At 61.8% G+C, this 25,183-nt stretch carries 25 protein-coding genes; 19 read left to right on the top strand and 6 right to left on the bottom strand.

The window, feature by feature from the left end; all coding sequences use genetic code 11:
* Positions 1-75 precede the first annotated feature (75 nt).
* The 3 genes from iolE to BLR31_RS04080 all read right to left on the bottom strand — a co-directional run bounded on the left by iolE (position 76) and on the right by BLR31_RS04080 (position 5,366).
* Complete coding sequence (gene iolE, locus BLR31_RS04095; protein WP_090593603.1) at positions 76-969, bottom strand: myo-inosose-2 dehydratase; 894 nt, start codon at positions 967-969, stop codon at positions 76-78.
* Between the two features lie 428 nt (positions 970-1,397).
* Entirely contained in the window at positions 1,398-3,242 is a 1,845-nt protein-coding gene (gene iolD, locus BLR31_RS04085) for a 3D-(3,5/4)-trihydroxycyclohexane-1,2-dione acylhydrolase (decyclizing) (RefSeq protein WP_090592276.1), read from the bottom strand.
* A 213-nt stretch (positions 3,243-3,455) separates the two neighbouring features.
* Positions 3,456-5,366, bottom strand: coding sequence for a bifunctional 5-dehydro-2-deoxygluconokinase/5-dehydro-2-deoxyphosphogluconate aldolase (locus BLR31_RS04080; RefSeq protein ID WP_090592273.1), 1,911 nt, complete (start codon positions 5,364-5,366; stop codon positions 3,456-3,458).
* Positions 5,367-5,612: 246 nt separating this feature from the next.
* Here BLR31_RS04080 and iolG point away from each other — a divergent pair, with 246 nt between their 5' ends.
* Entirely contained in the window at positions 5,613-6,605 is a 993-nt protein-coding gene (iolG, locus tag BLR31_RS04075; RefSeq protein WP_090592270.1) for an inositol 2-dehydrogenase, read from the top strand.
* A 294-nt stretch (positions 6,606-6,899) separates the two neighbouring features.
* Here the strand turns inward: iolG and BLR31_RS04070 are convergent, their stop codons facing one another.
* Entirely contained in the window at positions 6,900-7,913 is a 1,014-nt protein-coding gene (locus BLR31_RS04070; RefSeq protein ID WP_090592263.1) for a helix-turn-helix domain-containing protein, read from the bottom strand.
* A 203-nt stretch (positions 7,914-8,116) separates the two neighbouring features.
* Between BLR31_RS04070 and BLR31_RS04065 the strand changes: the two genes are divergently transcribed.
* Positions 8,117-8,881: an alpha/beta fold hydrolase gene (locus BLR31_RS04065; RefSeq protein WP_090592257.1), complete on the top strand. Its 765-nt coding sequence runs from the start codon at positions 8,117-8,119 to the stop codon at positions 8,879-8,881.
* Positions 8,882-8,946: 65 nt separating this feature from the next.
* Here the strand turns inward: BLR31_RS04065 and BLR31_RS04060 are convergent, their stop codons facing one another.
* Entirely contained in the window at positions 8,947-9,807 is an 861-nt protein-coding gene (locus BLR31_RS04060) for a MurR/RpiR family transcriptional regulator (RefSeq protein ID WP_244504939.1), read from the bottom strand.
* A gap of 253 nt (positions 9,808-10,060) precedes the next feature.
* On the opposite strand from BLR31_RS04060, the gene BLR31_RS04055 reads away from it, so the two are divergent.
* The 11 genes from BLR31_RS04055 (at position 10,061) to mnhG (ending at position 20,791) form a co-directional block, all read left to right on the top strand.
* Positions 10,061-10,846, top strand: coding sequence for an ATP-binding cassette domain-containing protein (locus BLR31_RS04055; RefSeq protein ID WP_090592253.1), 786 nt, complete (start codon positions 10,061-10,063; stop codon positions 10,844-10,846).
* A gap of 13 nt (positions 10,847-10,859) precedes the next feature.
* A complete protein-coding gene (locus tag BLR31_RS04050) occupies positions 10,860-11,843 on the top strand; it encodes an ABC transporter permease (RefSeq protein ID WP_090592245.1) in 984 nt (327 codons plus the stop codon).
* Positions 11,844-11,922: 79 nt separating this feature from the next.
* Positions 11,923-12,825: a sugar ABC transporter substrate-binding protein gene (locus BLR31_RS04045; RefSeq protein ID WP_090592241.1), complete on the top strand. Its 903-nt coding sequence runs from the start codon at positions 11,923-11,925 to the stop codon at positions 12,823-12,825.
* 76 nt (positions 12,826-12,901) lie between these two features.
* The gene (locus tag BLR31_RS04040; protein WP_090592237.1) at positions 12,902-14,014 is read left to right on the top strand and encodes a Gfo/Idh/MocA family protein; all 1,113 of its coding nucleotides are present in this window, start codon (positions 12,902-12,904) and stop codon (positions 14,012-14,014) included.
* 167 nt (positions 14,015-14,181) lie between these two features.
* Positions 14,182-14,523 (top strand): hypothetical protein, encoded by a 342-nt coding sequence (locus BLR31_RS04035; protein ID WP_090592234.1) that lies wholly within the window; start codon positions 14,182-14,184, stop codon positions 14,521-14,523.
* Between the two features lie 213 nt (positions 14,524-14,736).
* A complete protein-coding gene (locus BLR31_RS04030; RefSeq protein ID WP_090592230.1) occupies positions 14,737-17,676 on the top strand; it encodes a monovalent cation/H+ antiporter subunit A in 2,940 nt (979 codons plus the stop codon).
* The gene (locus BLR31_RS04025; RefSeq protein ID WP_090592226.1) at positions 17,676-18,020 is read left to right on the top strand and encodes a Na+/H+ antiporter subunit C; all 345 of its coding nucleotides are present in this window, start codon (positions 17,676-17,678) and stop codon (positions 18,018-18,020) included. The genes BLR31_RS04030 and BLR31_RS04025 overlap by 1 nt, the downstream gene beginning before the upstream one ends.
* Positions 18,017-19,654 carry a monovalent cation/H+ antiporter subunit D gene (locus BLR31_RS04020; RefSeq protein ID WP_090592223.1) on the top strand — a complete coding sequence of 546 codons (1,638 nt, stop codon included), beginning with the start codon at positions 18,017-18,019 and terminating at the stop codon, positions 19,652-19,654. Before BLR31_RS04025 ends, BLR31_RS04020 begins: the two co-directional genes overlap by 4 nt.
* Positions 19,651-20,139, top strand: a complete 489-nt coding sequence (locus BLR31_RS04015; protein ID WP_090592216.1) for a Na+/H+ antiporter subunit E — start codon at positions 19,651-19,653, stop codon at positions 20,137-20,139. Before BLR31_RS04020 ends, BLR31_RS04015 begins: the two co-directional genes overlap by 4 nt.
* Complete coding sequence (locus BLR31_RS04010; RefSeq protein ID WP_090592209.1) at positions 20,136-20,417, top strand: K+/H+ antiporter subunit F; 282 nt, start codon at positions 20,136-20,138, stop codon at positions 20,415-20,417. The genes BLR31_RS04015 and BLR31_RS04010 overlap by 4 nt, the downstream gene beginning before the upstream one ends.
* Positions 20,414-20,791: a monovalent cation/H(+) antiporter subunit G gene (mnhG, locus tag BLR31_RS04005; RefSeq protein WP_090592201.1), complete on the top strand. Its 378-nt coding sequence runs from the start codon at positions 20,414-20,416 to the stop codon at positions 20,789-20,791. Before BLR31_RS04010 ends, mnhG begins: the two co-directional genes overlap by 4 nt.
* 65 nt (positions 20,792-20,856) lie before the next feature.
* Here mnhG and BLR31_RS04000 read toward each other — a convergent pair whose 3' ends face one another.
* Positions 20,857-21,342 (bottom strand): winged helix-turn-helix transcriptional regulator, encoded by a 486-nt coding sequence (locus tag BLR31_RS04000; RefSeq protein WP_090592194.1) that lies wholly within the window; start codon positions 21,340-21,342, stop codon positions 20,857-20,859.
* A gap of 123 nt (positions 21,343-21,465) precedes the next feature.
* On the opposite strand from BLR31_RS04000, the gene BLR31_RS03995 reads away from it, so the two are divergent.
* The 6 genes from BLR31_RS03995 (at position 21,466) to BLR31_RS03970 (ending at position 25,098) form a co-directional block, all read left to right on the top strand.
* A complete protein-coding gene (locus tag BLR31_RS03995; RefSeq protein WP_090592190.1) occupies positions 21,466-21,999 on the top strand; it encodes a dihydrofolate reductase family protein in 534 nt (177 codons plus the stop codon).
* Positions 22,000-22,008: 9 nt separating this feature from the next.
* Entirely contained in the window at positions 22,009-22,644 is a 636-nt protein-coding gene (locus BLR31_RS03990; RefSeq protein ID WP_244504938.1) for an MBL fold metallo-hydrolase, read from the top strand.
* A gap of 156 nt (positions 22,645-22,800) precedes the next feature.
* Positions 22,801-23,502 carry a winged helix-turn-helix transcriptional regulator gene (locus tag BLR31_RS03985; protein ID WP_090592185.1) on the top strand — a complete coding sequence of 234 codons (702 nt, stop codon included), beginning with the start codon at positions 22,801-22,803 and terminating at the stop codon, positions 23,500-23,502.
* Between the two features lie 104 nt (positions 23,503-23,606).
* A complete protein-coding gene (locus BLR31_RS03980) occupies positions 23,607-24,446 on the top strand; it encodes a class I SAM-dependent methyltransferase (RefSeq protein ID WP_090592183.1) in 840 nt (279 codons plus the stop codon).
* Positions 24,447-24,603: 157 nt separating this feature from the next.
* Positions 24,604-24,831, top strand: coding sequence for a hypothetical protein (locus tag BLR31_RS03975; RefSeq protein WP_143009305.1), 228 nt, complete (start codon positions 24,604-24,606; stop codon positions 24,829-24,831).
* Between the two features lie 75 nt (positions 24,832-24,906).
* Positions 24,907-25,098: a phage major capsid protein gene (locus BLR31_RS03970; RefSeq protein WP_244504937.1), complete on the top strand. Its 192-nt coding sequence runs from the start codon at positions 24,907-24,909 to the stop codon at positions 25,096-25,098.
* The last annotated feature ends 85 nt before the right edge of the window (positions 25,099-25,183 follow it).

The following is a 25,183-nucleotide window of genomic DNA, read 5'->3' as shown; positions in this document are numbered from 1 at the left end:
ACCCCATGGCTTCGCATCGCCGAGGAGTGCGCTGAGTCTCCGCTCCCCAAGAGTCAGATCATATCGACGGAGGCATCACACCCCAACCTCAAACCCCGCGCCCTCCAGCACCCCGCGCAAATGTCCATATCCCATCTTCGCGTAGGTCAACGGATGTGCTTTCTCCGGGTCCTGCTCGGCCTCCACCACGACCCACCCCGCGTACCCGCCAAGCTCGGCAAACACGCGCGAAAAATCCACGAGCCCATCGCCGGGCACCGTATAGACCCCCGCCAGCACCGAGCGCAGAAAGCTCCAGTCCTCGGCGTTCGATTTCATCATCACATCGGCCCGCACATCCTTTGTGTGTACATGCGCGATCCGCCCCCGATAATTGCGCGCCACCCGCGCCGGATCGCCACCGCCCCAGGTCACATGCCCCGTATCGAGCAGCAGATGCACTGCATCCCCCGTCGCGGCCATCAGCCGATCGATCTCGGCTTCGGTCTGCACGATCGTCCCCATATGATGGTGATAGACCAGCGTCAGCCCGAACGCCTGTTTCAGCTTTTGCGCAAACGCCGTCAGCCGCATCCCGAACCGCGCCCACACCTCGTGCGGCAACACCGGCCGCGCCGAAAGCGGCGTCTCCATCTGCCCATGAATGGCGTTCGAGGTCTCGCACACGATCATCACCGTGCACCCCATGTCGCGCAAAAGGCTCGCATGCGCCTGCGCCGCCTCAAGCTCCGCATTTTCGTCCCGCAGCAACAGCTCGGTCGAATACCACCCCGAAACAAGAGACTGCCCATGGCTCTCGAGTATCGGCCGCAACGCCTCCGCCTCACGCGGAAACTTGTTGCCCAGCTCCATGCCGGTAAACCCCGCCTCCCGCGCCTCGCTCAGACACACCTCCAACGGCGTCTCCCCACCGATTTCGATCATGTCGTCATTGGACCACCCAATAGGGTTCGCACCGATCCGGATCATACTCTCTTCCATTCCTTTGCCCGGCCCACGCCAAGCGTTTTAAAGTCCAGTAAACTTAGCCTTCGCTTTTAACCTCTCCCTCCGGGAAGAGAGCCTGCCCCGGACGTGATCCGGGTCGCCGCCAAGCGGCGGGTGGGGGGCCTTCCTCTATCGCTATCCTATGATCAGCCCCAGAGCCCGTACCCCATAATGCTCTGCCGCACCCGAGCCCGCCACGACCCTCACCGTCATCCCGGGCTTGACCCGGGACCCAGTATCCTCCGCATTGGTGGTTCTATCGACCACGCCGACTCTCCACCGAAGGAAAGCGCTTGGTCGGCGGTGCAGCTCTTTCACCAGGGCTGCCGAAGTCTTCCTTGTCCCCTGGTGGGATAAGGTGGCCCGAAGGGTCGGATGAGGGGGCGCTGAGTCTCGATAAAGCCCCACCATCACCCAATCCTCTGCCCCTTCACCCCCTCCTCATACGCACCCCGCTTCGCCCGCACCTCATCGCGCGCGCTCACCTCCGGCACCGCAACGTCCCACCAATGCCCTCCGGCCTCGGTGGTCACCAACGCATCGGTATCGATCACGATCACACTCGTTGCATCCCGCGCCCGCGCGGCCTTCAGCGCCGTTTCGAGTTCGGCAATCCCCGCCACTTTTTCCGCATGCGCACCCATCGCGCCCGCATGCGCGACGAAATCGATATCGGGCATCACCTCTCGATGCGCATCGGCAAACAGATTGTTGAAGTTCGCCCCACCCGTGCCCATCTGCAGCCGGTTGATGCACCCGAACCCGCGATTGTCCAGCAGCACGACGGTCAGTTTGACCCCCATCATGACAGCCGTCGACAGTTCGGAATTGAGCATCATATAGCTCCCATCCCCCACCATCACGACCACCTCGTCATCGGGCCGCGCCAGCTTCACGCCGAGGCCGCCGGCAATCTCATACCCCATGCATGAAAACCCATATTCCAGGTGATAATTGCCCGGCCGCTCCGCCTGCCACAGCTTGTGCAATTCCCCCGGCAAACCGCCCGCCGCGCAAACGACGACGGCATCCCCCGCCACCCGCTGCACCGCGCCGATCACCTGCGCATCGCTCGGCAGCGCAACATTGCTCGCCATCGTCACCTTGCCCGCCGCCTCTTCCCATTCGGACTTGCCGCGCCGCGCTTCGCCCTGCCAGCCTTCCGGCGTATGCCACCCGCTCAACGCCTCATCGAGCGCCCCAAGCCCCATCTTGGCATCGCACACCAGCGGCAGTGCCGAATGCTTCGCCGCATCCGCCGCCACCACATTCAGCCCCACGAACCGCACATCCGGGTTCTGAAACAGCGCCCACGACCCGGTCGTAAAATCGGCCAGCCGCGTCCCCACCGCCAAAACCAGATCCGCCTCTTCCGCCAGCCGATTCGCCGCGCTCGTGCCCGTCACGCCCACCGATCCCATATTGAACCGATGAGAAGAGGGCAGGGCCGATTTCCCCGCCTGCGTCTCCATTACCGGCACGCCATAGGTCTCGGCAAACCGCGCCAACGCCCCGCTCGCGCCCGAATACAGCACCCCGCCACCAGAGATCAGCACCGGCTTTTTCGCCGCCCTGATGGCTTCCACAGCCCGCGCCAGTTCGTCCTCGTCGGGCCGAACCCGCCTTTGCCCCCACACGGTCTCGTCGAAAAACGACACCGGATAATCATAGGCCTCCGCCTGCGTATCCTGGCATAGCGCCAACGTAACCGGCCCGCATTCCGCCGGGTCTGTCAAAACCTGCATCGCCCGCCGCAGGGCAGGGATGATCTGCTCGGGCCGCGAAATCCTGTCGAAATAGCGCGATACGGGTCTAAAGCAATCGTTGGCCGAAACCGTACCGTCACCGAAATCCTCGACCTGCTGCAACACCGGATCAGGCCGCCGGTTGGCAAACACGTCGCCGGGCAAAAACAGCACCGGCAACCGGTTCACATGCGCCAGCGCCGCCGCGGTCACCATATTGGTCGCCCCCGGCCCGATGGAGGTGGTGCACGCCATCATCTGACGCCGAAAACTCGCCTTGGCAAACCCGATCGCCGCATGCGCCATGCCCTGCTCATTATGCGCCCGATAGGTCGGCAGCGCGTCGCGCACCCCATACAGCGCCTCACCCATCCCCGCGACATTCCCATGCCCGAAAATCGCCCAGACCCCCGCAAACAGCGGCACGGTGTCCCCCTCGACCATAGTCCTCTGCGCCGCCAAATACCGCACCAAAGCCTGCGCCATGGTCAGCCTGATCGTCTCGGTCATCGTGTCGTCCTTTGTACTTGGCAACCGCCGCACCCCTCACCGGCCCGCCGGCCACCTCTCCAAATTGGCTCCCCAAACGTGTCCGCATCTCCCGTCGTCATCCCGGCCTTGAGCCGGGACCCAGTATGCTCCGTGCCAGCGATCATCCCCCAGCCTCCCATCGCTCCTCAGCATCCGCCCCGAGGCTCCGCTTGCGCCAGCTCAAAAGAGGCCTCACCCCCGCGCCCCCCACGCGTCCACCAATTCCCCAAACCGCTCCGCCATATCCGCAACCGCCTCATCATCCCCCATCGCGCCCCCCAGCCACGCCTCTGCAGCCGATGCAAAAATCGTCCGCCCGACGGCAAACCCCTTGACCGTCCGCGACCCCGCCGTCGCGGCAAACGCCGCCTCCAGCTCCTCGCGCGGCGCCTCCAGCCCCAACAGAACCACGCCACGGCAATAGGGATCGTTCGCCTCGATCACCTCATCGATCCGCGCCCAGGCGCTCGCTCCGGCCTGCGGCTCCAGCTTCCACCAGTCCGGCTTGATCCCGCGATCATAAATTGCCTGCAGCGCTCGCGGCACAGTCTCGTCATCGACCAGCCCCGCCTTGCCGGCGATGATCTCGATCAACAGCTCCCGTCCCACCTTGCGCGCCGCATCGTAGAGCCGCGCCAGTGTCTCGATCTGCTCCTCCCGCAACGCATCGGCATCGTCCGGGTGATAAAACGCCAGGCACTTGATGCAATGGTCGACCGGCCATTCCACAAGCATCGACCCGATATCCTGTGAAAATTCAAACGTCAGCGGCCGCGATCCCGGCTGCTCCACCGGCCGCCCGATCCAGAATTTTTCCTGCTTGGAGGCCGCAAACAGCGCCTCGCGCCCATGTTTTTCATCGATCAGCATCCCGAACCCGTCGCGCCCATCGGCCACCTGCGCGGCAGCCTCGACCGCCAGCACCTTGAACGCCCCGATCCGCTCCCGCGCCGCGCCCACCCGATCGGCGATCTCCTCAAGCTGCACCCGATGGTCGATGGCCAGCGCCATCAATTGCGGAAAATCCCGCCGCCGCCCGGTCGTCGCCCAATGGATATGATTAAGCGCCGCATCTTTGCGCAGCGCCTTTTCCGCGCTCCCATGCGCCAGAAAATACTGTAACTCCTCAAAGCTCGGAATCTCCGGCGAACACAAAAGCCGCGACACGGCAAACGCCCCGCACGCATTGGCCCAGGTCGCGCAGACGTCCAGCGTCTCTCTGCGCAACCACCCGCGCAAAAACCCGCTCATGAACGCGTCGCCCGCGCCCAGCGTATTATAGACCTCGATGGGGAACCCTTGCCCCACGACCCCGTCTTCAAGGTCGTCGGGGATTGGCCCGTCATAAACGATGCACCCCATGGGTCCGCGCTTCAGGACGATCACGGCGGAGGATAGGGACCGGATCGTCCTGAGCGCGGCGTGAAGATCGGCTTCCCCCGAACCGATCAGCACTTCTTCTTCGGTGCCCACCACAAGGTCGCAATGGGGCAGAACCTCTCTGAGCTTTTCCGAGACGATCGAGGAGGCGATATAGCGCTCTTCCCCCGCCGCATGCCCAGCCAGCCCCCAAAGGTTGGGCCGATAATCGATATCGAAGATAACCTTTAGCCCATTTTTGCGCGCGATCTTGATGGCCCGATGCTGCGCCGCCGCCGTATTGGGACGCGAAAAATGCGTCCCCGTCACCAGCACCGATTCCGCGCGCATGACGAAATCCTCGTCCACGTCGCTCTCGTCGAGCGCCATGTCCGCGCAGTCCTCGCGGTAAAAGATCAGCGGAAACTTTTTATCGTCCTCGACGGCCAGAATGGCCAGCGCCGTCAGCCGCTGCGGATCGACGACGATTCCCTCGCTCGAAGCGCCCTCGCGCGCCATCTGTTCGATGATGAAGCGCCCGAACTGTTCATCGCCGACCCGACCCAGCCACGCCGATTTCAGCCCCAGCCGCGCCGTGCCGATGGCGATGTTGGCTGGGCACCCGCCCACCGATTTGGCAAAGCTCGCGACGTCCTCGAGCCGGCTGCCGATCTGCTGGCCGTAAAGGTCCACCGAGGCACGCCCGATGGTGATCACGTCGAGCCGGTCGTCGCTCCCGCTCATCTTTCGGCTGCCCTCCCGGTTTCGTAAGACGTTAAGTGAAACATCAATTCCGAAAAGGTGTCAATTCAGAATATACGTTCCATTTTGCCATTGCATTCCGCTCCGTCCTGCGGCAAAAATCGTCTCGATCGCACGTGGGTGTTGCCAAGTCCGGTATAGCGCTGTCGATCATGCACACATTCGCCGATCTCGAACCATATATGCGAGGTTGTGCACGGCAATATTGAGATCGATAGGGAGGAAATAATGCTGCGTTTCGGTATCCTGGGGGCAGGGCGCATCGGCAATGTTCATGCCCGCGCCATCGCCAATTCGGGCCGCGCCACGGTCAGTTACATTGCCGACGCCATGCCCGAGGCGGCCACCAAACTCGCCGGTATCGTCAGCGCGAAAACCCAGTCGGTAGAAGAAATTATCGCCGCCCCCGACGTCGACGCCATCCTCATCGCGACACCCACGGACACCCACGCCGATCTCATCGAACAGGCCGCCCGCGCCGGAAAAGCGATCCTCTGCGAAAAGCCCGTATCCCTCTCGGTCGAACGGATCGAACAATGCCTGAAAGTGGTTGAAAACGCCGGCGTTCCCCTGATGATCGGCTTTCACCGCCGCTACGATCCCAACTTCGCTTTCCTCGAGAAACGTCTCCGCGCCGGCGAAATCGGTGATCCCGAGATCATCACCATCACCTGCCGCGATCCGTCAGCGCCCCCGGTCTCCTATATCGAGCGCTCGGGCGGGCTCTACCGCGACATGATGATCCACGATTTCGACATGGCCCGTTTCCTGCTGGGCGGCGATGAGATCGTCACGGTCCACGCCCTTGGCGGCGTCATGACCGATCCCGAGATCGGCAAGGCCGGCGATATCGACACCGCCGCCGTCCACATGCAGACGGCCTCCGGCAAGATCGTCGTCATCACCAACTCCCGCCGCGCCACCTACGGCCACGACCAGCGCATCGAAGTCCATGGCTCCAAAGGCCTGCTCCGCGCCGCCAACATTCATGACACCACAGTCGAACTCGCCAACGAAAACGGCTGGACCGAAGACAAGATTCCCTTCTCTTTCGTGGAGCGTTACCAACTCGCCTACACCGCCGAAATCCACAAGTTCCTGGATTTCCTCGAAAAAGGCGAGGCCCCCCGCGCCTCCGGCCACGACGGCCTCATGGCCCAAAAACTCGCCGAAGCCGCCAGCGAAAGCCTTCGGACAAGGCAGGTGGTACAACTCTCCTAGCGCACCCACGCGCACAGCCTCCGATATAACCAACCCGCCACCACACCCCACCCCGTCATCCCGGCCTTGAGCCGGGACCCAGTATGCTCAGATTGAAAAGTTGGAACACTGACGCTCCACCACCCCGCCGAGCATACCGGATCCCGGGTCTTAGCCCGGGAGGACACTGGAACGTCGCGAAACGTCTGCGATTAACTTCCCTAAGTTACCCACTGAGCCCAGCTCGTCTCAGTCAAACAATCTGATGCCACCCAGTCCGTCTCTCACCCAGCCTTAACGCCACCCACCTCTCGGCTAACCCGCCGCACCGCCCACCCCCAAACCGTCACCCTCGGGCTTGACCCGAGGGCCTACGCCAAGCCCGCCACCCTCTCCAACAATGCCCCGCCCATTCGCGTCCCCGCTACCCCCACGGCCCCGATCCCGCCGCCACGCCGCTGGCGTATGTCCCACCATGACGCGAAACACGCGCGTCAAATGCGCTTGGTCGAAAAACCCGCACGCCAGGGCAATCTCGTCGAGCGGCAGCGCCGTGCCGGTCATGATGTCCATGGCGCGCCGCACCCGTTCCCGCATCAGCCAGCGATGCGGCGGTAGCCCGAAAGATTGCCGGAACGCCTTGGCGAAATGCCCCGGGGAAAGGCCGCATTCGCGCGCCAGGTCGGCGTTGCTGATCTCGCCGTCCAGCGCTGCCCGCATCATGTCGCTGGCCCGGCGCTTCTGCCACGGGGCCAGCCCTCCCGTCGGCTGCAGTTCGGAAAAGCTGATCTCGCCATAAGCGCGCCGCAAATGTTGCCCCACAGCCTCCAGCACATGCTCGGCAAAGAGCTGGGAAACCTCGCTGGGCCGCGCGAAGGCAGGCGTAAGCGCCATCGCCAGATGGCGCAGGGTGGGGTCGATGAGACCGATGTCGATCTCGGGCAATGCCGTTCGCGCCGTGCCATCGTCCTCGCCGGCAAACACGGTCCGCGGCAGCGAAAACGTCACCGACTGGAATGAGCTGTAGATCAGCGCCCGCCAGCGCTCCCGCATGTCGAAAATATGCACTCCGGCGCTCGGCGCGTTGACCGTCGCGACATGTCGGCCATTGCGCCAGACTTCGGCGCGCCTGAGCGGGCGCAACTGCACCGAAACGTAATAGCCGTCGCTCGGCCCGAAACTGGGGATGGAAATGGGCTCCCCGCCGGCAGGCAGGGTGAGGGCGCCGCGAATGGCCAGCAACTGCCCCTTGTCGATGATCTTGACGGCAGGCACGCCGACTGCGCGCGCGTTGGGTGTTTTGTCGCCGTTTTTTGCCGCACCCGACATGTCTAGCACTCTGCAGAACGCCGGGATGGTCCGGCACAAAAGCAGTCACTCGGGCGACAATACCATATTGGGCGGCCAACATTGTAATCGATTTCGTACAAAGATCGCCGTTTCCTCCAAGCCTCATCGCAACGCTAGTCGCTAGCCTCGCCCCGCGGGCCGGGAAACCCTGAGCCCCGCATCAACCAGAGAGGAACCCGACAATGTCTTCACATCTGCGAATAGTTTCGCTGCTGGGCGCTGCGTTGTGTGCCTGCACCGCCCCATCCTTTGCGCAGGAAGGCGGGATCACCAATGTGGTGCTCGTCCACGGCGCCTGGGCCGATGGCTCGGGCTGGCGCGAAATCTACGACATCCTCACGGACCAAGGCTATGCGGTCTCTATCGTCCAGAACCCGCTCACCTCGCTGGCCGACGATGTCGCAGCCACCGACAGGGTGCTCGATCGTCAGGATGGCCCGGCCATTCTGGTTGGCCATTCCTATGGCGGCGCCGTGATCAGCGAGGCGGGAGACCACGACAATGTCGCCGGCCTCGTCTATGTCGAAGCCTTCGTTCCAGATGCGGGGGAATCCGTCTTCGGTCTCATCCCGCAACAGGAAGGCGTCGAGCCGCCCTTCGAATTCACCGAAGACGGCTTCGTGTTCTTTAGTGCCGATGCGTTCGTGCCCGGCTTTGCCGACAGCGTCGATCCGGAGCTCGCCGAATTCATGCGCGATTCCCAGGTGCCGATCGCCTTTGAAGAAGCCGGCAACGCCACCCTCAGCGTCGCCGCCTGGCATGACAAGCCGAGCTGGTATCAACTGGCGAACGCCGACCACGTCATCCCGCCCGAAATTCAGCGGCAGATGGCCGAGCGGGCAGGGGCGACCCTTGTCGAAATTAGTGGTGGCCATCTGGCGTTCATGGCCGACCCCCAGGCCACTGCGGATCTCATCATCGAGGCCGCCAGCGGCGCGACACCGTGATGGGTAACCCAAAAGGGCGGCCCCATGGAGCCGCCCGATCGACCTTGCGCCGCGCCCCCTGGCGGTTATTTCGCCTTGCGTCGATCCGCCAATGCGACCGTCAGCGCCATGGCCAGCGTCATCGTTGCGTTCAGGGTCCGAAACCCCTCGAAATCGGCTTCAGCCACCTCGAACCAGACATCGGCCAGCCCCGCCAGTGGTGAAAACACAGAATCCGTGATCGCGACGACCCCGGCACCCTTGTCCCGCACCTGTTGGCTCAACGCCACGGTTTCGCTGGCATAGGGGGTGAACGATATGGTGATGGCCGCATCCTGCTTGGTGACGAACCCTGCCTGTTCGGCCGCCAACCCTGCCACGGCATCGATCAGGATGGTCTTTATCCCCAGCTTGCCCAAAGCGTACGCCATGTAGGAGGTCACCGGAAACGATCGCCGCAGCCCGATCAGATAGATCGTGTCGGCCCCCTCGAGCGTGTCGAGCGCCCTTTCCATGACGTCTTCGTCGTGCCTGTTGCGCATCGCCGATAGCGACCGCATCGACGCATCGGCAAAGCCATCAAGGATCATCGAGGCCCGCGAGGCGCCATGGCCGTGCTCGCGCAATTGCGCCATGCGCTCGTCATAGCCCAGCACCTGATCGCGCAGCCGCGAGCGGAACACGTCCTGCAGGTCCGAAAACCCCTGATACCCGAGCGCCTGTGAAAACCGCACCAGCGTCGAAGGCTGCACCTCGGCCTTCGCCGCGATCGAGGCTGCGGTGCCGAATGCCACGTCGTCGGGATTGTTCAGCGCATATTCGGCCACCTGCGTCAGCCGGCGCGGCAAATCTTCCCAGCGCGCGATGACCATTTCGCGCAGTGCCGCATAGTCGCGCGGTGGCGTCGCAGTCGTGTTGTTCTGGTCCATCATCTTCCCGCGCGGCATATCCGTTGCACCCCTTCTTATCCCCCCACCACGGGCGCGTCCTATACTGGCCCCGGTCTTTCCCCCGATTTGCGAATTTTCCGCAAGATCAGGGCAGAACGCCCCCGATGACCCCATTCAGCCCCTTATTCGCGCCTCAGGCGGCGCTTTTTCGTCTTGACGCACCCTGACATAAGTGGAATGAATATTCCATATAATTTCCATTGCGCATCAAGCATTCTATTTTGGGCAAATGGAACGGGGAGGGAGAGATATGGTTCAGTCGGACACGCCGCTGCTCGAAGCGCGCGGAATCGCCAAATACTTTGGCGCGATCACCGCACTCCACGACGTGAATTTCCACGTCGGGCATGGCGAAGTCCTCGGCGTTGTTGGTGACAACGGCGCCGGTAAATCCACGCTGATGAAGATCCTCTCCGGCCTCTATCAGCCCTCAGAGGGCGAGCTGATCCTCGACGGCAAACCGGCCAAATTCTCCAGCCCCAAAGACGCTCGTGCCGCCGGAATTGAGATGGTCTATCAAGACTTTGCGCTCGCCGGAAACATGGCGATCTACGAAAACATCTACATGGGCCGCGAGCCGGGCAGGAAGTTCGGCCCCCTCACCATCATCGACCACAAGAAGGCTCGCGAGATGGCGCAGAACCATCTCGACAACCTCCATATCCACGTCAAATCGGTCGACCAGAACACCGAGGATTTGTCCGGTGGCCAGCGTCAGGCCGTCGCCATAGCGCGCGCCACGGCATTCCACGCCCAGCTCGTCATCATGGACGAACCCACCGCCGCCCTTGCGATCAAGGAAGTCGGCAAGGTGCTCGATTTGATCAAAAGGCTGAAAGATCATGGTGTTGCGGTGATCATCATCTCCCACCGCATGGACGATATCTTTTACTGCTGCGACCGCGTCATGGCGCTCTATCAAGGCACCAATTTTGCCGAGAGCGGCTTGGCGGAAACCAGCCGCAACGAAGTCATCGGCTGGATCATGGGCACCAAGGGACACACAGCGTCCCTCGCCCATGACAGGCTGAACTAGGGGAGGGCGGCATATGATTTACAGCCCCAAGCTCTCCAAGTTCCTCGAAACCTACGGCATCATCCTCGTCGTCATTGCCATGATGGTTGTCATCGCCATCTCGCGCCCCGACGTGTTCTTGACGCCGCAAAATCTCACCAACATCCTCAAGCAAAACGCCACTTTGGCGCTTCTGGCGCTGGGAATGTTCGTCGTGATCGTCACCGCCGGCATCGACCTTTCGGTGGGCTCGACCATGGCATTGTCCATGGTCACGCTTGCGATCGCCAGCCGGGCAGGGCTGCCATGGCCCGTGGTGCTTCTGATCGGTCCGATGGTCGGTATCGTAGTCGGTATCGTCAACGGCGTCGGACTCACTTGGCTGCGATTACCACACCCCTTCATCATGACGCTCGGTACGCTCAACGTCGCCCGGGGTCTTACCTATCTCGTCACCGACGGCGCCCCGGTTTCCGGGCTGCAGCCGGAAGTCCGCTATCTCGGTCAGGCCTATTACGACCTCGGCATTTTCGCGCCCCCCGCCGGCATTCCCGCCAGCCTCATCCTTGTTGCGGTCTGCGCCATAGGGCTTTGGTTCTTCTTGGAAAAAACCAACACCGGCCGACACATCTACGCCATCGGCGGCAACCCTCAGGCGGCGCGAGTGTCCGGCGTCAATGTCGATAGGGTGCTGGTGCTTGTTTACATGATTTCCGGATTCATGGCCGGTCTTGGCGGACTGCTTTTGGCCGGCCGCACGGACTCGGGATTCCCCAATGCCGGCATCGGCCTCGAGCTCGACGCCATCGCGGCAGTCATCATCGGCGGCGCCTCGTTCTTCGGCGGCCGCGGCACGGTCATTGGCGTGCTCGCCGGCGTGCTCATCATGGGCCTGCTGCGAAACGGGCTGAACATCAACAATGTCAGTTCCTTCTGGCAGATGGTGCTGATCGGTGCCGTCATCATCTTCGCTGTCTGGATCGACGTGATCCGGCGCAGGGCGGCAGTTCGCCGCTGATATAGACCCGCCCCGGTGCGCTCCAGCCGGGGACGGGCCCAATCGCAAGTGGAGAACGGTTCGTAGGGAGGACCAAACAATGAAAGCATTGCTTCTGGCAGGCATCGCGCTTTCCGCCATGACGGTGGGCGCAAATGCGCAGACCTATGTTCTCGGCATGAAAGGCCCGGGCGCCGGCAACCCGTTCTGGGCCGCCGTCGAAGCCGGCGCCATCGAGGCCGGTGAGGAAAACGGCGTCGAGGTGATCGTCGTCGCCCCGCCGCAGGAATCCGACGTCCAGTCCCAGATCAACCAGATCGAGGATCTGATCGCCCAGGGTGTCGACGGCATCGCCCTCGCACCGACCGACCCCAACGCCTTGGCCCCTGTGGTCGATGCCGCAATCGCCCAAGGCATTCCGGTGGTTTTCGTCGATACGCAAGGCACCAATGAGGGCGTGTCCTTCATCGGCACCAACAACGAAGTCGGCGCCGCGCTCGCTGCGGAATACATGTGCGAAAACCTGCCCGAAGGCGCCGATGTCGCCATCCTGCAGGGCCTGATCAGCCAGTCCACCGGCCAGGCACGCGCCACCGGCGCCCATGAGGGCCTTGAGGCCTGTGGCCTCAATATCGTCGCCGAACAGCCCGCAAACTGGGACCGCGCCGAAGGCCTTTCGGTCACCGAAACCATCCTTGCCGGCAACCCCAATATTGCCGGTATCTTCGGGTCCAACGACAACATGGCCCTCGGCGCCGTCGAAGCGCTGAAACAGGCCGCCATGCTCGACAACGTCATGGTGGTGGGCTTTGACGCCAACCCCGACGCCGCCAATTCGATCCTTGCGGGCGAAATGACCGCCTCGATCGCCCAGGCTCCGGGCAATATGGGTAAGTTCGCTATCGAGTCGCTGATCGCGCTCTCGAATGGCGAAACCATCGAAGATTGGGTCGATACCGGAACGGTCCTCGTCGACGCATCCAACGCCGCCGAATACCAGTAATCGACCCTGTGGGGAGGGGAGACGGCGCGGCCCGCAACCGCGCCGTCTCTTCTGTTTTGAGCATGAGGCCATATCCATGAAACCGCTCGGCATAGGCCTCATCGGCACTGGCTATATGGGAAAATGCCATGCCCTCGCCTGGAACGCTGTCGCTCCGGTTTTCGGGGACGTCGCGCGCCCACGTCTCGTCCATCTCGCGGACGCAAACGCCGATCTGGCAACCCGCCAGGCGACAGCGCTGGGTTTTGAAAAATCCACCGGCGATTGGCGCGACCTCATCGCCGACCCAGCGGTCGACGTGGTCTCCATCACCACCCCCAACGCCTTCCACCCCGAAATGGCAATCGCGGCACTCAACGCCGGCAAGCACGTCTGGTGCGAAAAGCCCATGGCGCCCCATTTCGCCGACGCAGAAGCTATGGCCGCGGCGGCCAAAGCATCGGGCCGTGTCGCCGTTCTCGGCTACAACTACATCCAGAACCCGCTCGTTCGCCACATTGGCAAACTGCTCGATGAGGGGTCCATCGGTACCGTCCACTCCGTCCGCGTCGAGATGGACGAAGATTTCATGGCGGACCCCGAAGCCCTGTTTTATTGGAAGAGCGAAGCGAGTTCCGGCTATGGTGCGCTCGATGATTTCGGCGTGCACCCGCTCTCGATCATCACGACGCTGCTCGGCCCCGTCGAACGGGTCATGGCCGATCTCGCCAAACCTTTCGCGACCCGTCCAACGGCCGATAGAAAGTCGCGCGAGGTCGAAACCTTCGATATCGCCAACATCCTCCTGCGCCTGTCCGGCGACATTGCAGGCGCGGTTCAACTCTCCCGCTCCGCATGGGGCCGGAAGGGCCGGATCGCCATCCAAATCTTCGGGTCGCACGGCACCATCGCCTATGACCAGGAGCGGATGAACGAACTGCAGCTGTTTACCCGCGAGGGTAGGGCAAGCGAGCAGGGTTTCCGCACCATTCTGGCCGCCCCCAACCACCCGCCCTATGATAAATTCATCCCCGCACCGGGGCACGGGCTCGGGTTCAACGAACTCAAGATCATCGAGGCCCGCGAAGTGCTGCGCGCCATCGGGGGCGAGCCCGCTCATATCATCGATTTCGCAAAAGGGCTGGAGATCGAGCGCGCCGTGCACGCCATGGCCCACAGCCATCGCGACGGGCGCTGGGTGAGTCTCTGAGACCAGCCGCGACCTTGCGACGCGAAGGCCAGATTAATCGGCCAATACCGGTTGACGAAACAGGCACTTGCGCCTTATCTCGATAGGATAGCACGAAATTAGCGATTGGACGTCGGGTGGATCTGGCCAGAACCACTATTGCGGGACGGTTGTGCGGTCGGGCAGCCATGCTGTTCGCCAGGTGCTTTGCCATCCTCCTGCTTTTCGTGGCCCCCGCCCACGCAACCATGCAGCAGATCGCCTGCGAGCATCTGCCCACCGCCTATGAGCAGGCCTATGACGGTGCTAAAGCCGCCAAGCTGATCCTGCGCGGCCAGGTCGACAAGACGGCGTACCCTCTTGCCGATCTCGATCGCGACGACGATGCGATGATCGTTTCAGAAAGCGTCACCGTCGCTCGTGCCACGGGACCGGTCGAAACGATAGCAACGCCTGCACCCCATTTTTCCCATACCCTTGATACTCTTGCCCTTAAACGGGCGCCGCCGTTCGATACAGCGCATTTCTGACACCCGGTTCGCCAGGTGTCGCCGGGCTCGTAATCCCTGCGCATTTCGGCCCGGATATCCATTTCAGCTTTTGCCGGCACGCGCCGGCTGGGCCGACGAGATCGCCAACCGCCGCCCCCGTTTTCGGATTGGGCGGATATCGGTGGGCTGATAACCGCGATTGTGTCTGGCGAGCGCCGGACCCGCAATCGCAAGAAGCACTGTCAGGCGTTTATGGAAAAAGGCATTTTCCTCGTTGTCATTGTGGGCCTGCCATTCTTGGCAGCCCTTGTCGTGGCTCTTGGCCGGTTCACCCGGTCGACATCGTCATGGGCTGCGCTCGCAGTGGCATTGGTGGGATTGGCGATAACGCTGAGCTTTTATCCATCGGTCCTGAACGGCGACGTCGTTCGTCTGGTGATCCCGTGGGTCCCCACGATCGGGCTCGATCTGATCTTCCGCATGGATGGGTTCACCTGGCTGTTCACGACGCTCGTAACGGGCATCGGCGCGCTGATCATGCTCTATGCGCGCTATTACATGTCGCCAGACGATCCGGTGCAGCGGTTCTTTGCCTTCCTTCTCGCCTTCATGGGGTCCATGCTCGGCGTCGTTTTGTCAGGCAACGTCATCCAGCTCGTGGTGTTCTGGGAGATCACCAGCCTCTTTTCATTCCTTTTGATCGGCTACTGGTATCACAACGCCGCCGCCCGCGACGGCGCGCGCATGGCGCTGACGATCACCGCAAGCGGCGGGCTGTGCCTCATGGCGGGCATGCTTTTGCTCGGCCATATCGTGGGCAGCTACGACCTCGACGTCATCCTCGGCTCGCGCGACCAGATCATCAGCAACGACCTTTATAACATCACCCTTGGCCTGATCCTTATCGGCGCTTTGACCAAGAGCGCCCAGTTCCCGTTCCAGTTCTGGCTGCCCAATGCCATGACGGCGCCGACGCCCGTTTCGGCATATCTGCACTCGGCGACAATGGTGAAGCTCGGCGTCTTTCTGCTCGTGCTGCTCTGGCCCGTCATGGCTGGTACCGACATCTGGTTCTGGGTGGTCGGATCGGCAGGATTGATCACCCTGTTGCTGGGCGCCTATTCGGCAATCTTCCAACAGGATTTGAAGGGCCTACTGGCCTATTCGACCATAAGCCATCTCGGCCTCATCACCGTTCTGATCGGCATTTCGAGCCCGCTCGGCCTCGTGGCGGCGATCTTCCACATCGTCAATCACGCCACGTTCAAGGCGTCGCTGTTCATGGCGGCCGGCATCATCGACCATGAAACCGGCACGCGCGACATGCGCAAGCTCTCGGGCCTGTTCCGCTTCATGCCCATCACCGCGACGGCCGCCATGGTCGCCAGCGCCGCCATGGCCGGCGTGCCGCTGCTGAACGGTTTCCTTTCAAAGGAAATGTTCTTCGCCGAAGCGGTCGAAACCCACACAGGATCGCTGCTCGATCTCTCACTGCCCTACGTCGCGACGCTCGCAAGCCTTTTTGCCGTGGTCTACTCCGTGCGCTTCATCGCAGGGGTGTTCTTTGGTCCCGACCCCGTAGACCTGCCCAAAACGCCCCATGAGCCGCCGCGCTGGATGCGCGTGCCAATCGAATTTCTGGTGCTTCTCTGCCTCATCGTCGGCATCATCCCGGGCATCACCATCGGGCCGTTTCTCCATACGGCGGTCTATTCGGTTCTCGGCGCTGAGACACCCTATTACAGCCTTGCCATTTGGCACGGGTTCAACGAGCCGCTGATCATGAGCATCATCGCGCTTGTCGGTGGCGTGCTGCTCTACTTCGCCATCCGCAATCTGGCCCGCCAGATGGATGGCCCGCCGCTCGTGCGCTACCTCAAGGGGCAGCGCATGTTCGAGCGCATGATGGTAGCCATTTCCTGGAAATGGGCGCGTAGCCTCGAAAACCTGCTCGGTACGCGCAAGCTCCAGACCCAGATCGCCATCATGCTCATCACCGTGCTCGCCGCCGGTGTGGCGGTGACGACCCGGTTCGATTGGGTGGGGTTCGAATTCCCGACAGTCGAATCCGATCCGATTTTCGCTCTCATCTGGACCGCCGGCGTTATCTGCGCGATCGGTGCGGCCTATCAGGCCAAATACCATCGCCTGGTCGCACTTGTTCTGATGAGCGGGGCAGGGCTCGTGACGGTTCTGACCTTCGTATGGTTCTCGGCCCCCGACCTCGCCATCACCCAGCTTCTGGTGGAGGTCGTCACGACCGTGCTGATCCTGCTGGGCCTGCGCTGGATGCCCCAGCGCAAGCCCGACATCTATGGCCAGGTCATCATGCCGGCATCCGTCCTGATCCGGCGCGGGCGCGATCTTTTGATCGCCATCGGCGTCGGGCTTGCGACCACGACCATCGCCTACTTTGTGATGACCCGTGAACTCGGAAACACGATTGCCACCTATTTCCTTGAGCTGGCTTACCCCGAGGGCGGCGGGCGCAATGTGGTGAACGTCATTCTCGTCGATTTCCGTGGCTTCGATACGTTTGGGGAAATCGTCGTCGTGGCCATCGTCGCGCTGTCGGTGTTCGCGCTTCTGCGCCGGTTCCGCCCGGCACCCGAAAGCATGGAGCGTCCCGCCCAGCAGCAGCGGCTGATCGAGATCTACGGTCGTGGCGATGATGTGGGCTCCACCGGTGGCGCCCGCTACATGCCGATCGCTGCGGTGATCATGCACTGGATGTTCCCGGTGATCATCGTTCTCGCGGCCTATCTCTTCTTCCGCGGCCATGACGCGCCGGGCGGTGGCTTTGCCGCCGGTATCGCCATGTCCATCGCCTTCCTCCTGCAATACATGGCCGGTGGCACGCGCTGGGTCGAAGAGCGCCTGCGCATCCTTCCAGTCCGCTGGATCGCTTTTGGCCTGCTCGTCGCGTTGGCGACGGGTATCGGGTCATGGGTGTTTGGCTACCCGTTCCTCACATCGTTCTTCCAGTACACTGAAGTGCCCTATATCGGCCGCGTTCCGACAGCGTCGGCGCTGCTCTTCGATCTGGGCGTCTTCAGCCTTGTCGTGGGTGCCACGGTGCTGATGTTGATCGCTATTGCCCACCAGTCGATCCGCCGACCCAAGAAACGGGCGGGCGATGACGACACCTCCGAAGCCCAAGCCGAAACCGAACTCAGCCAGGGAGACGCATGATGGAACTCATTTTGGCAATCGGCATCGGCGTTTTGGCGGGTTCTGGCGTCTGGCTCATCCTGCGTCCGCGCAGCTTTCAGGTCATTATCGGACTGTCCTTGCTGTCCTATGCCGTCAATCTCTTCATCTTTGCGATGGGGCGGCTTGGCACTGGTCTGCCACCGGTGATCGATCCCAATATGCCTATGGACACGTCGGTCTTCACCGATCCTCTGCCACAAGCGCTCGTCCTCACCGCGATCGTCATCGGCTTTGCCATGACGGCACTGTTCCTCGTCGTCCTGATCGTCTCGCGCGGGCAGACCGGCACTGATCACGTCGACGGAAGGGAGCCCGGCCAATGACCCCACTCGACCACGCCGTTATCCTGCCCATTCTCCTGCCGCTCGCGGTGGGCGCCTTCTTGCTGCTCTTTAAAGACCAGCACAAGATCGCCAAGGCCATCGCGGTGGCCACAACGATGGTCGCCTTGCTGGGTATCGCCATAGCGCTTCTGGTCCTTACCAGTGGACTGGGCGACGACACATGGGTGGGCGTCTATCATCTGGGCAACTGGTCGCCGATCTTCGGCATCGTCCTTGTTGCTGACAGGGCCGCCGCGATCATGGTGACCCTGACCGCAGTGCTCGGCCTGACCGCCATGAGCTTTGCCTCGGCGCGCTGGAATGGGGCAGGGCCGCATTTCCATACGCTGTTCCTGTTCCTTGTCGCGGGGGTCAACGGCGCCTTTCTGACCGGCGATTTGTTCAATCTCTTCGTCTTTTTCGAGATCATGCTGGCCGCATCCTATGGCCTGCTGCTGCATGCCTCGACGGTCGCCAAGGTCCGCTCGGGCCTGCATTACATTGCGATCAACCTCGTCGCCTCATCGGTTTTCCTCGTCGGCGTCAGCCTCATCTACGGCGTCACCGGCACGCTCAACATGGCAGAACTCGCCATGCGTGTGCCCGAAGTCTCCGATGCCGATCGGATGCTGCTCGAAATCGGTGCGGCGGTGCTTGGCATCGCGTTTCTGGTGAAGGCGGGTATGTGGCCGCTCTGCTTCTGGCTGCCCTCGACCTACACGGCTGCCGTATCACCAGTCGCCGCCATTTTTGCCATCCTTTCCAAGGTCGGCATCTATATCATCTGGCGCCTGTCATTGCTGGTCTTTGGCCTCGATACCGGCCCTTCGGGCGGTCTTGCCCAGAACTGGCTGTTGATCGGAGGCCTAGCGACACTGATCTTCGGCTCGGTCGGTGTGCTCGCCTCGCAAGGCTTGGCGCGCCTCACCTCCTACGCCGTCATCGTATCCTCAGGCACAATGCTCACGGCAATCGGTATCGGCGGCGTGGAAGTGGCCGCCGGAGCCTTTTACTACATGGTCGGCTCGACGCTCGCGCTGGCGGCACTGTTCATGCTGGTTGAACTGATCGAACGCGGGCGCATGGCCGGTGCCGACGTTCTCGCCGTCACCATGGAAGCGTTTGGCTTTGAGGACGAGGACGTGCTGCCGGACGAAGAAGAAGTCGGCATCCCGATCCCTGGCAAGCTCGCAATTCTCGGCATCAGCTTCATCGCCTGCGCGCTGCTCATCGCCGGCATGCCGCCCTTTTCGGGCTTCATCGCCAAGTTCGCGATCCTGGCGGGTATCATCGGTGTTGATGCAGGTACGCCCGGCACCCAGTTTGCCGGCGCCGATTGGGCTGCGGTGACCCTTTTGATCGCGTCGGGTCTCGCGGTTCTCATCGCCATGCTTCGTGGTGGGATCAATACCTTCTGGGCCACGCGCGAGGACATGGCCCCGGCCATCGGCATCGTGGAAATCGTCCCCATCACCGTGCTCATCGGCGCATGTCTGGCGCTGACGATATTTGCCGGGCCCTCCATGACCTATTTCGAAGCCGCAGCAGCAGAACTCCACAATCCTGTGGCTTACGTCGACGGTGTCATGACCTCGCAGCCGGTACCCTATCCCGGTCGGGGAGAACTGCCATGACCAGGATACTCCCCCATCCCATTCTGACCATCGCGCTCACGCTGTTCTGGCTAATCCTTCAGCAGAGCGCATCGGTCGGCAATCTCATTCTCGGCCTTGCGATCGGACTTTCGGCCGGACTGGCAACCCGCAGCCTTGGCCTCGACAAGCCGAAAATGGGCAAGCCATGGAAGGCCGTCGAACTCGTATTCGTGGTCCTCGCCGATATCGTCCGCTCCAACGCCGCCGTCGCGTGGGTTATCCTCACCCATGGCAATTCGCCCCGTGTCGCCGGCTTCCTGCGCGTACCGCTGAAACTGCGAGACCACACGGCGCTGGCGTTCCTGTCGATAATCCTCACGGCCACGCCCGGTACAGTGTGGCTCGAATTTGACGAAGAGGCAGGGGAATTGCTGCTCCACGTCCTCGATCTGGTCGATGAGGAACAGTGGATCGACCTCATCACCAAAAGGTATGAGCGACGCCTTCTGGAGATTTTTGCATGAGCGCAACCATCATCGATTTTTCCCTCATCATTGCCCAGGTGATGCTGGGTGTGGGCATGCTTCTCACCGTATTCCGCATGGTCGTCGGGCCCCGGGCTCAGGACCGGGTCCTGGCGCTTGATGCCTTTTACATCACCGGCATGCTCATGCTGGTGACCGTCGGCATCCGCTCCGGCAGTTCGGTCTATTTCGAGGTCGCTCTGATCATCGGCATGCTCGGCTTTGTCAGCACAGTTGCCCTGGCGAAATTCCTCATGCGCGGCGAGGTCATCGAATGAATGCCATACCTCTTTGGGGCGCTATCGCCTTTGCAATCCTGATCGTTGGCGGGGCAGGGCTGACCTTGCTCGGCTGCATCGGTCTTGCGCGCTTCAACGCTTTTTATGCCCGCATCCACGGTCCCACGCTTGGGACGAGCTTTGGCATGGTCGGCATCATCTTCGCATCAGCACTCTACTTCACCCTCGCCGAGGGGCGCCCTGTGATGCACGAGATACTGATCGCGGCCTTCGTGGTGATCACCACCCCGGTGACCCTGATGCTCCTCTCCCGCGCGGCCCTTCACCGCGACCGATCCGAAGGCGCCCCCGACGTGCCGGCACCCCGCCGCCGCATCGCCGCCCGCGAGCCCCAGCCTGACACCAAAATCTGAATATCTCAGGACCGGAACGCGAGGTTGTAACGAGCCATCGACGCAGACAATCGCGGAGCGTCGATCTAGCTTGCCATGGAGGCTTCGTATGCCTTCTGCATTGCGGCGAGGGCCGATGTTTGGGGTGCGGGTAACCCAAGGTGAATATGGCGTAACTCATCCATGAATTCGGTCCACAATTGCGGACCGCCGTCCTCGAGAACCTTGGCGCGGGCTGAAAGTTCGATGGACGGCTGCGCGTGCCGAATGCTCCAGCTTCCCATGAACGCCATAAGGGGGACCAACTCGATAGCGCTTTCCGTCAGGCTGTAGAGCACCCGCTGTTTGTGGCTGGGGTCGGGCGCACGTGTGAGCAGACCACTGGCGGTCAGGCGCTGCAGGCGGTCCGAGAGAATGTTGGATGCAATGCCTTCAATGCTTTCGGTGAGAAACGACCGGAAGCTACGACGGCGGCCGCCAAACATTAGGTCCCGCAGGATGATGAGGCTCCATCGGTCACCAAAGCTTTCAAGCGTTAAATTGATCGGGCAGCCGGAGCGTCTTAGCCTCATAGGATCACCACAAAACTGGTTGTAAAATCGAGGTGGTTTTCACCATGGTCTGACTGTTACCACAGTCTTGGGAACCATGGCAGCAGGCACGGCAGGGTGTCGCACATTACAGGGAGGTTAGGGATGGCGAGGATTTTCTTTGGGATGAACCAATCGCTGGACGGCTATGTCGACCACATGCGCGTGGGGCCACCAAGTCCAAAACTGTTCCGACATTTCATCGAGCAAACCAACGGTCTCGCCGGCAGTCTTTATGGGCGGCATCTTTATGAGCTGATGACCTATTGGGATGATGACCAACCTGAGTGGGGCGCTGCAGAGCACAAATTTGCCGTGGCGTGGCGCAAGGTGCCGAAATGGGTGGTGTCGAGCACCCTGACCGCGGTCGGGCCCAATGCAACGCTGGTGCAGGGGGATCTGGAGACCGAGGTCCGCAAGCTCAAGGCCGAATTAGATGGCGAGATCGACGTTGGCGGACCCAATCTGGCCCGCAGCCTCACCGAACTGGGCTTGATCGATGAATACCGCATCTACCTGCATCCGGAAGTGCTTGGCGAGGGGACGCCATTTTTTGCCGCGGCGCGCCCGCCTCTCCGTCTGGCTGGCAGCGAGCAGGTCGATGACAATGTCATGAGGCTGAGCTACGTCCCGGCGTGATCCGCGCCCTTGTGGAGAGACCCGATAACCCTTGCAACGGCGATTACCGTTACCCCGATCCTGGTGGCTGAACTGCATGTGGAGGGCGAAATCATGCCCGTCTATGTGCACCTGATCGATCACCCGGATGCCCGTGTGCTGGTCGATACCGGAATGACCGAGCTGCACCCAAGTGTGGTCGCCGCCTTCGATCCAATCCTGCATCCGCTCGATCGGCAGAAGCTGGATTTGTCCACAATCGACATCGTGATCAACACCCATTTGCACGCCGACCATTGCGGCGGCAACCATCTGTTTGCCGGCAAGCCCATCTATGTTCAGCGGCGCGAACTTGAAGACGCGCGCAGCAATGCAACCGAATATCCTCTTCGCGAATGGGTCGATGCGCCCGGCGTGCAGTATGTGGCGGTGGACGGCGAATTCGAACTGCTGCCCGGTCTGCGCCTGCTGCCTGCGCCGGGACATACGGCCGGCATGCAGGTGGTGGTGATCGAAACCGACGACCGCCCGATCATTGTGGGCGGCGACGTGGCGGTCTGGTTTGGCGAGCTCGACCAGCCCGCCACCGTGGGTCAGCTCCGAGTACGCGATCTCGATCCCCAGTCCGTCTGGCTGGCGCACGAACATCAAGCATGGACGCCCTGAGAGATATTATTGATATCAGGACGATAGGCGTTACCTGGCAGGGGGCGCAGGGCAGGCGCTCGCATGCCCTTATTTTTCCATCTCGAGATGCTACATTTTCTGGACTGGACGCCTGGTCAGGTCCGGTGTTCAGGATATGTCTTTGGGAGAGAAGTCATGTCATCCGATAGCTACAACAGCTTTTGTCCGGTGGCCAAGGCCTGCGAGATCATCGAGCCGCGCTGGACACTGCTCATCCTGAGCGAACTATCCCACGGCGCGCGGCGCTTCAACGAGATCCGCCGCGGCGTACCCGGTATTTCCCCCACGCTTCTCTCGAAGCGCCTCAAGGAGATGGAACACCACGGCCTCGTTCGCCGCACCGGCTTCGAGGCTGGTGAGCCGGGCTATGCCACGACACCCATGGCCGATGAATTGGAGCCTGTCGTACAGGCTCTGGGAAAATGGGCGCATCGCAACATCGACAGAGAAATCTCGCTCGAAAAGCTCGATGCAGGTCTCTTGATGTGGAACATGCGCCGCAAGATCGACGCCAATGTCCTGCCTCGCGGCAGAACGACGGTGATCCAGTTCACGTATCCTGAACTGGCACAGGAAGAGCGGCATTACTGGTTGGTCGCGCGTCCCGGACGGCCCGTCGATCTGTGCCTGCTTGATCCCGGGCACGACGTCGATCTTTTCATCAGGGCGGATCTGAAAGCGATGACCTCGGCATGGATGGGGTGGACCAGCCTGTCCAGTGAGATACACGCCAACAAGATCGCTCTGATCGGTGACCGAAGGCTCATTGCCTCGCTGGAACGCTGGATGGTGCGCAGCAGCTATGCAGCCGCTGCAGCACAACGTGCGGTGGCCTAACAAGGCGCTCCAGAACCTGTATCAGGGCGCTCCATTTCGTGGACTATCGAGCAGCATGTCCGGGTGATTTTCTGGTTTCGTTCAGTGTTGAAAGGAAACTGGATATGAACATCAAACCGACTGTTGCTCCCAACGCGAATAAGGCGCTTTGGGAAAAAGGTGATTTCACCCGCATCGCTGCGGCGATGCGCGAGAGTGGCGAGGACCTCGTTAAATCGCTCGGCGTCAAGAAGGGCATGCGGGTGCTCGACCTCGGGTGTGGTGATGGCACCACAGCCATACCCTTGGCGCAGGCCGGGGCGGACGTGCTCGGCGTCGATATCGCGCGCAACCTGGTTGCCGCGGGCAATGCGCGTGCCCGGACCTTGGGGCTTTCCAACATCCGCTTTGAAGAGGGGGACGCGAGCGATCTCGCCCATCTTGAAGACAAGCGCTTCGATCTTGTCGTCTCGATCTTCGGTGCCATGTTTGCGCCCCGACCCGGCGATGTGGCCAAGGAAATGGTGCGGGTCACGAGGCCCGGCGGCAGGATTGTGATGGGCAATTGGATACCCGGCGACCCGACGCTGGTGGCGCAGATACTCAGGATCAGTTCCGCCTATTCACCACCGCCACCGGAAGGCTTCGTCAGCCCGATGACATGGGGCTCGGAAGAGACAGTCAGGGAGCGTTTCGAGGCTGCCGGCATTCCCCGCGCCAACATCACCTGCGAGAAGGACACCTACGTGTTCAATCACCCGGGACCGGCCTCCGAATTTCTCGAGAGGTTCCGCAGTTTCTACGGCCCGACCATGAACGCCTTCGAGGCGGCAACCAAATCAGGAAAAGCCGAAGACCTCTGGAGAGAACTCGATCTGCTGTTCAACAGACAAAACCAGGCCACCACCAACAACAGCACGACGATACCCGCCTCATTCATGCGAGTCACCGTCCAAATCCCCTAAAGCACACTCCCGTCCGGCCAGTCCGGGCGGGGCATTTCCTGCTCATAACTCTCTGCGACATTCCCGAAGTCGCCCACTGCGCCGATCTAAACGACTGCGATTTGAGCGCTAAGCGAGCGATATCAGCGTTGCATTAAGGCGCTGACGCTAGTTTTGGGTGAGCGACTTTCATAAAGAGCTGCAGTGCTTCCCGCTATCGTTGACCTACGACTTCGGGATGCGGGTGGGCATGCTCATCGTGGCGGATGGCGGATGCACCGACATGGACGGCTGCATTGCATTCTTTGAGCGGATTGATCCATCAGTGCGGCAAATCCAGACCGCCTCGGATGGGCAGCTGGACACCGTCTACACGCGCACAGCGGGCCGCTGGCGCGCTAACTAAACTACCGAAATCACCGATCGACAACCTGCGCAGACCGGCGCCACGGCTTTCTGCGCGCCTAAAGGAGGAAGACCCATGGGAAAATTCCCATACCGCCGTTCGCCGAAGGCGCGGTTTATGTTCTCCGACACAACCTTGGCCGCCATTCGCAAGCTGAAGGACGGTGACGGGAATTACCTCTGGCAGCTCGGGGACGTCAAAGTGGGCGCGCCGGATACGTTGCTCGGACAACGCTACTCGATCAACGACGACATGGCTGGACGATGAGGTTGAGGCGCTGCGTCCTGCGGGCCCACGGCGCAAGCACGCCATGCTCCACTCGCTCGGCAAATATCTTCTGTCCACACAGCAC

It is taken from the genome of Pelagibacterium luteolum, from assembly GCF_900100665.1.
GTDB lineage: Bacteria > Pseudomonadota > Alphaproteobacteria > Rhizobiales > Devosiaceae > Pelagibacterium > Pelagibacterium luteolum.
Note: the sequence above shows the minus strand (reverse complement) of the source record. Positions and strands in the feature narration are given on the sequence as shown.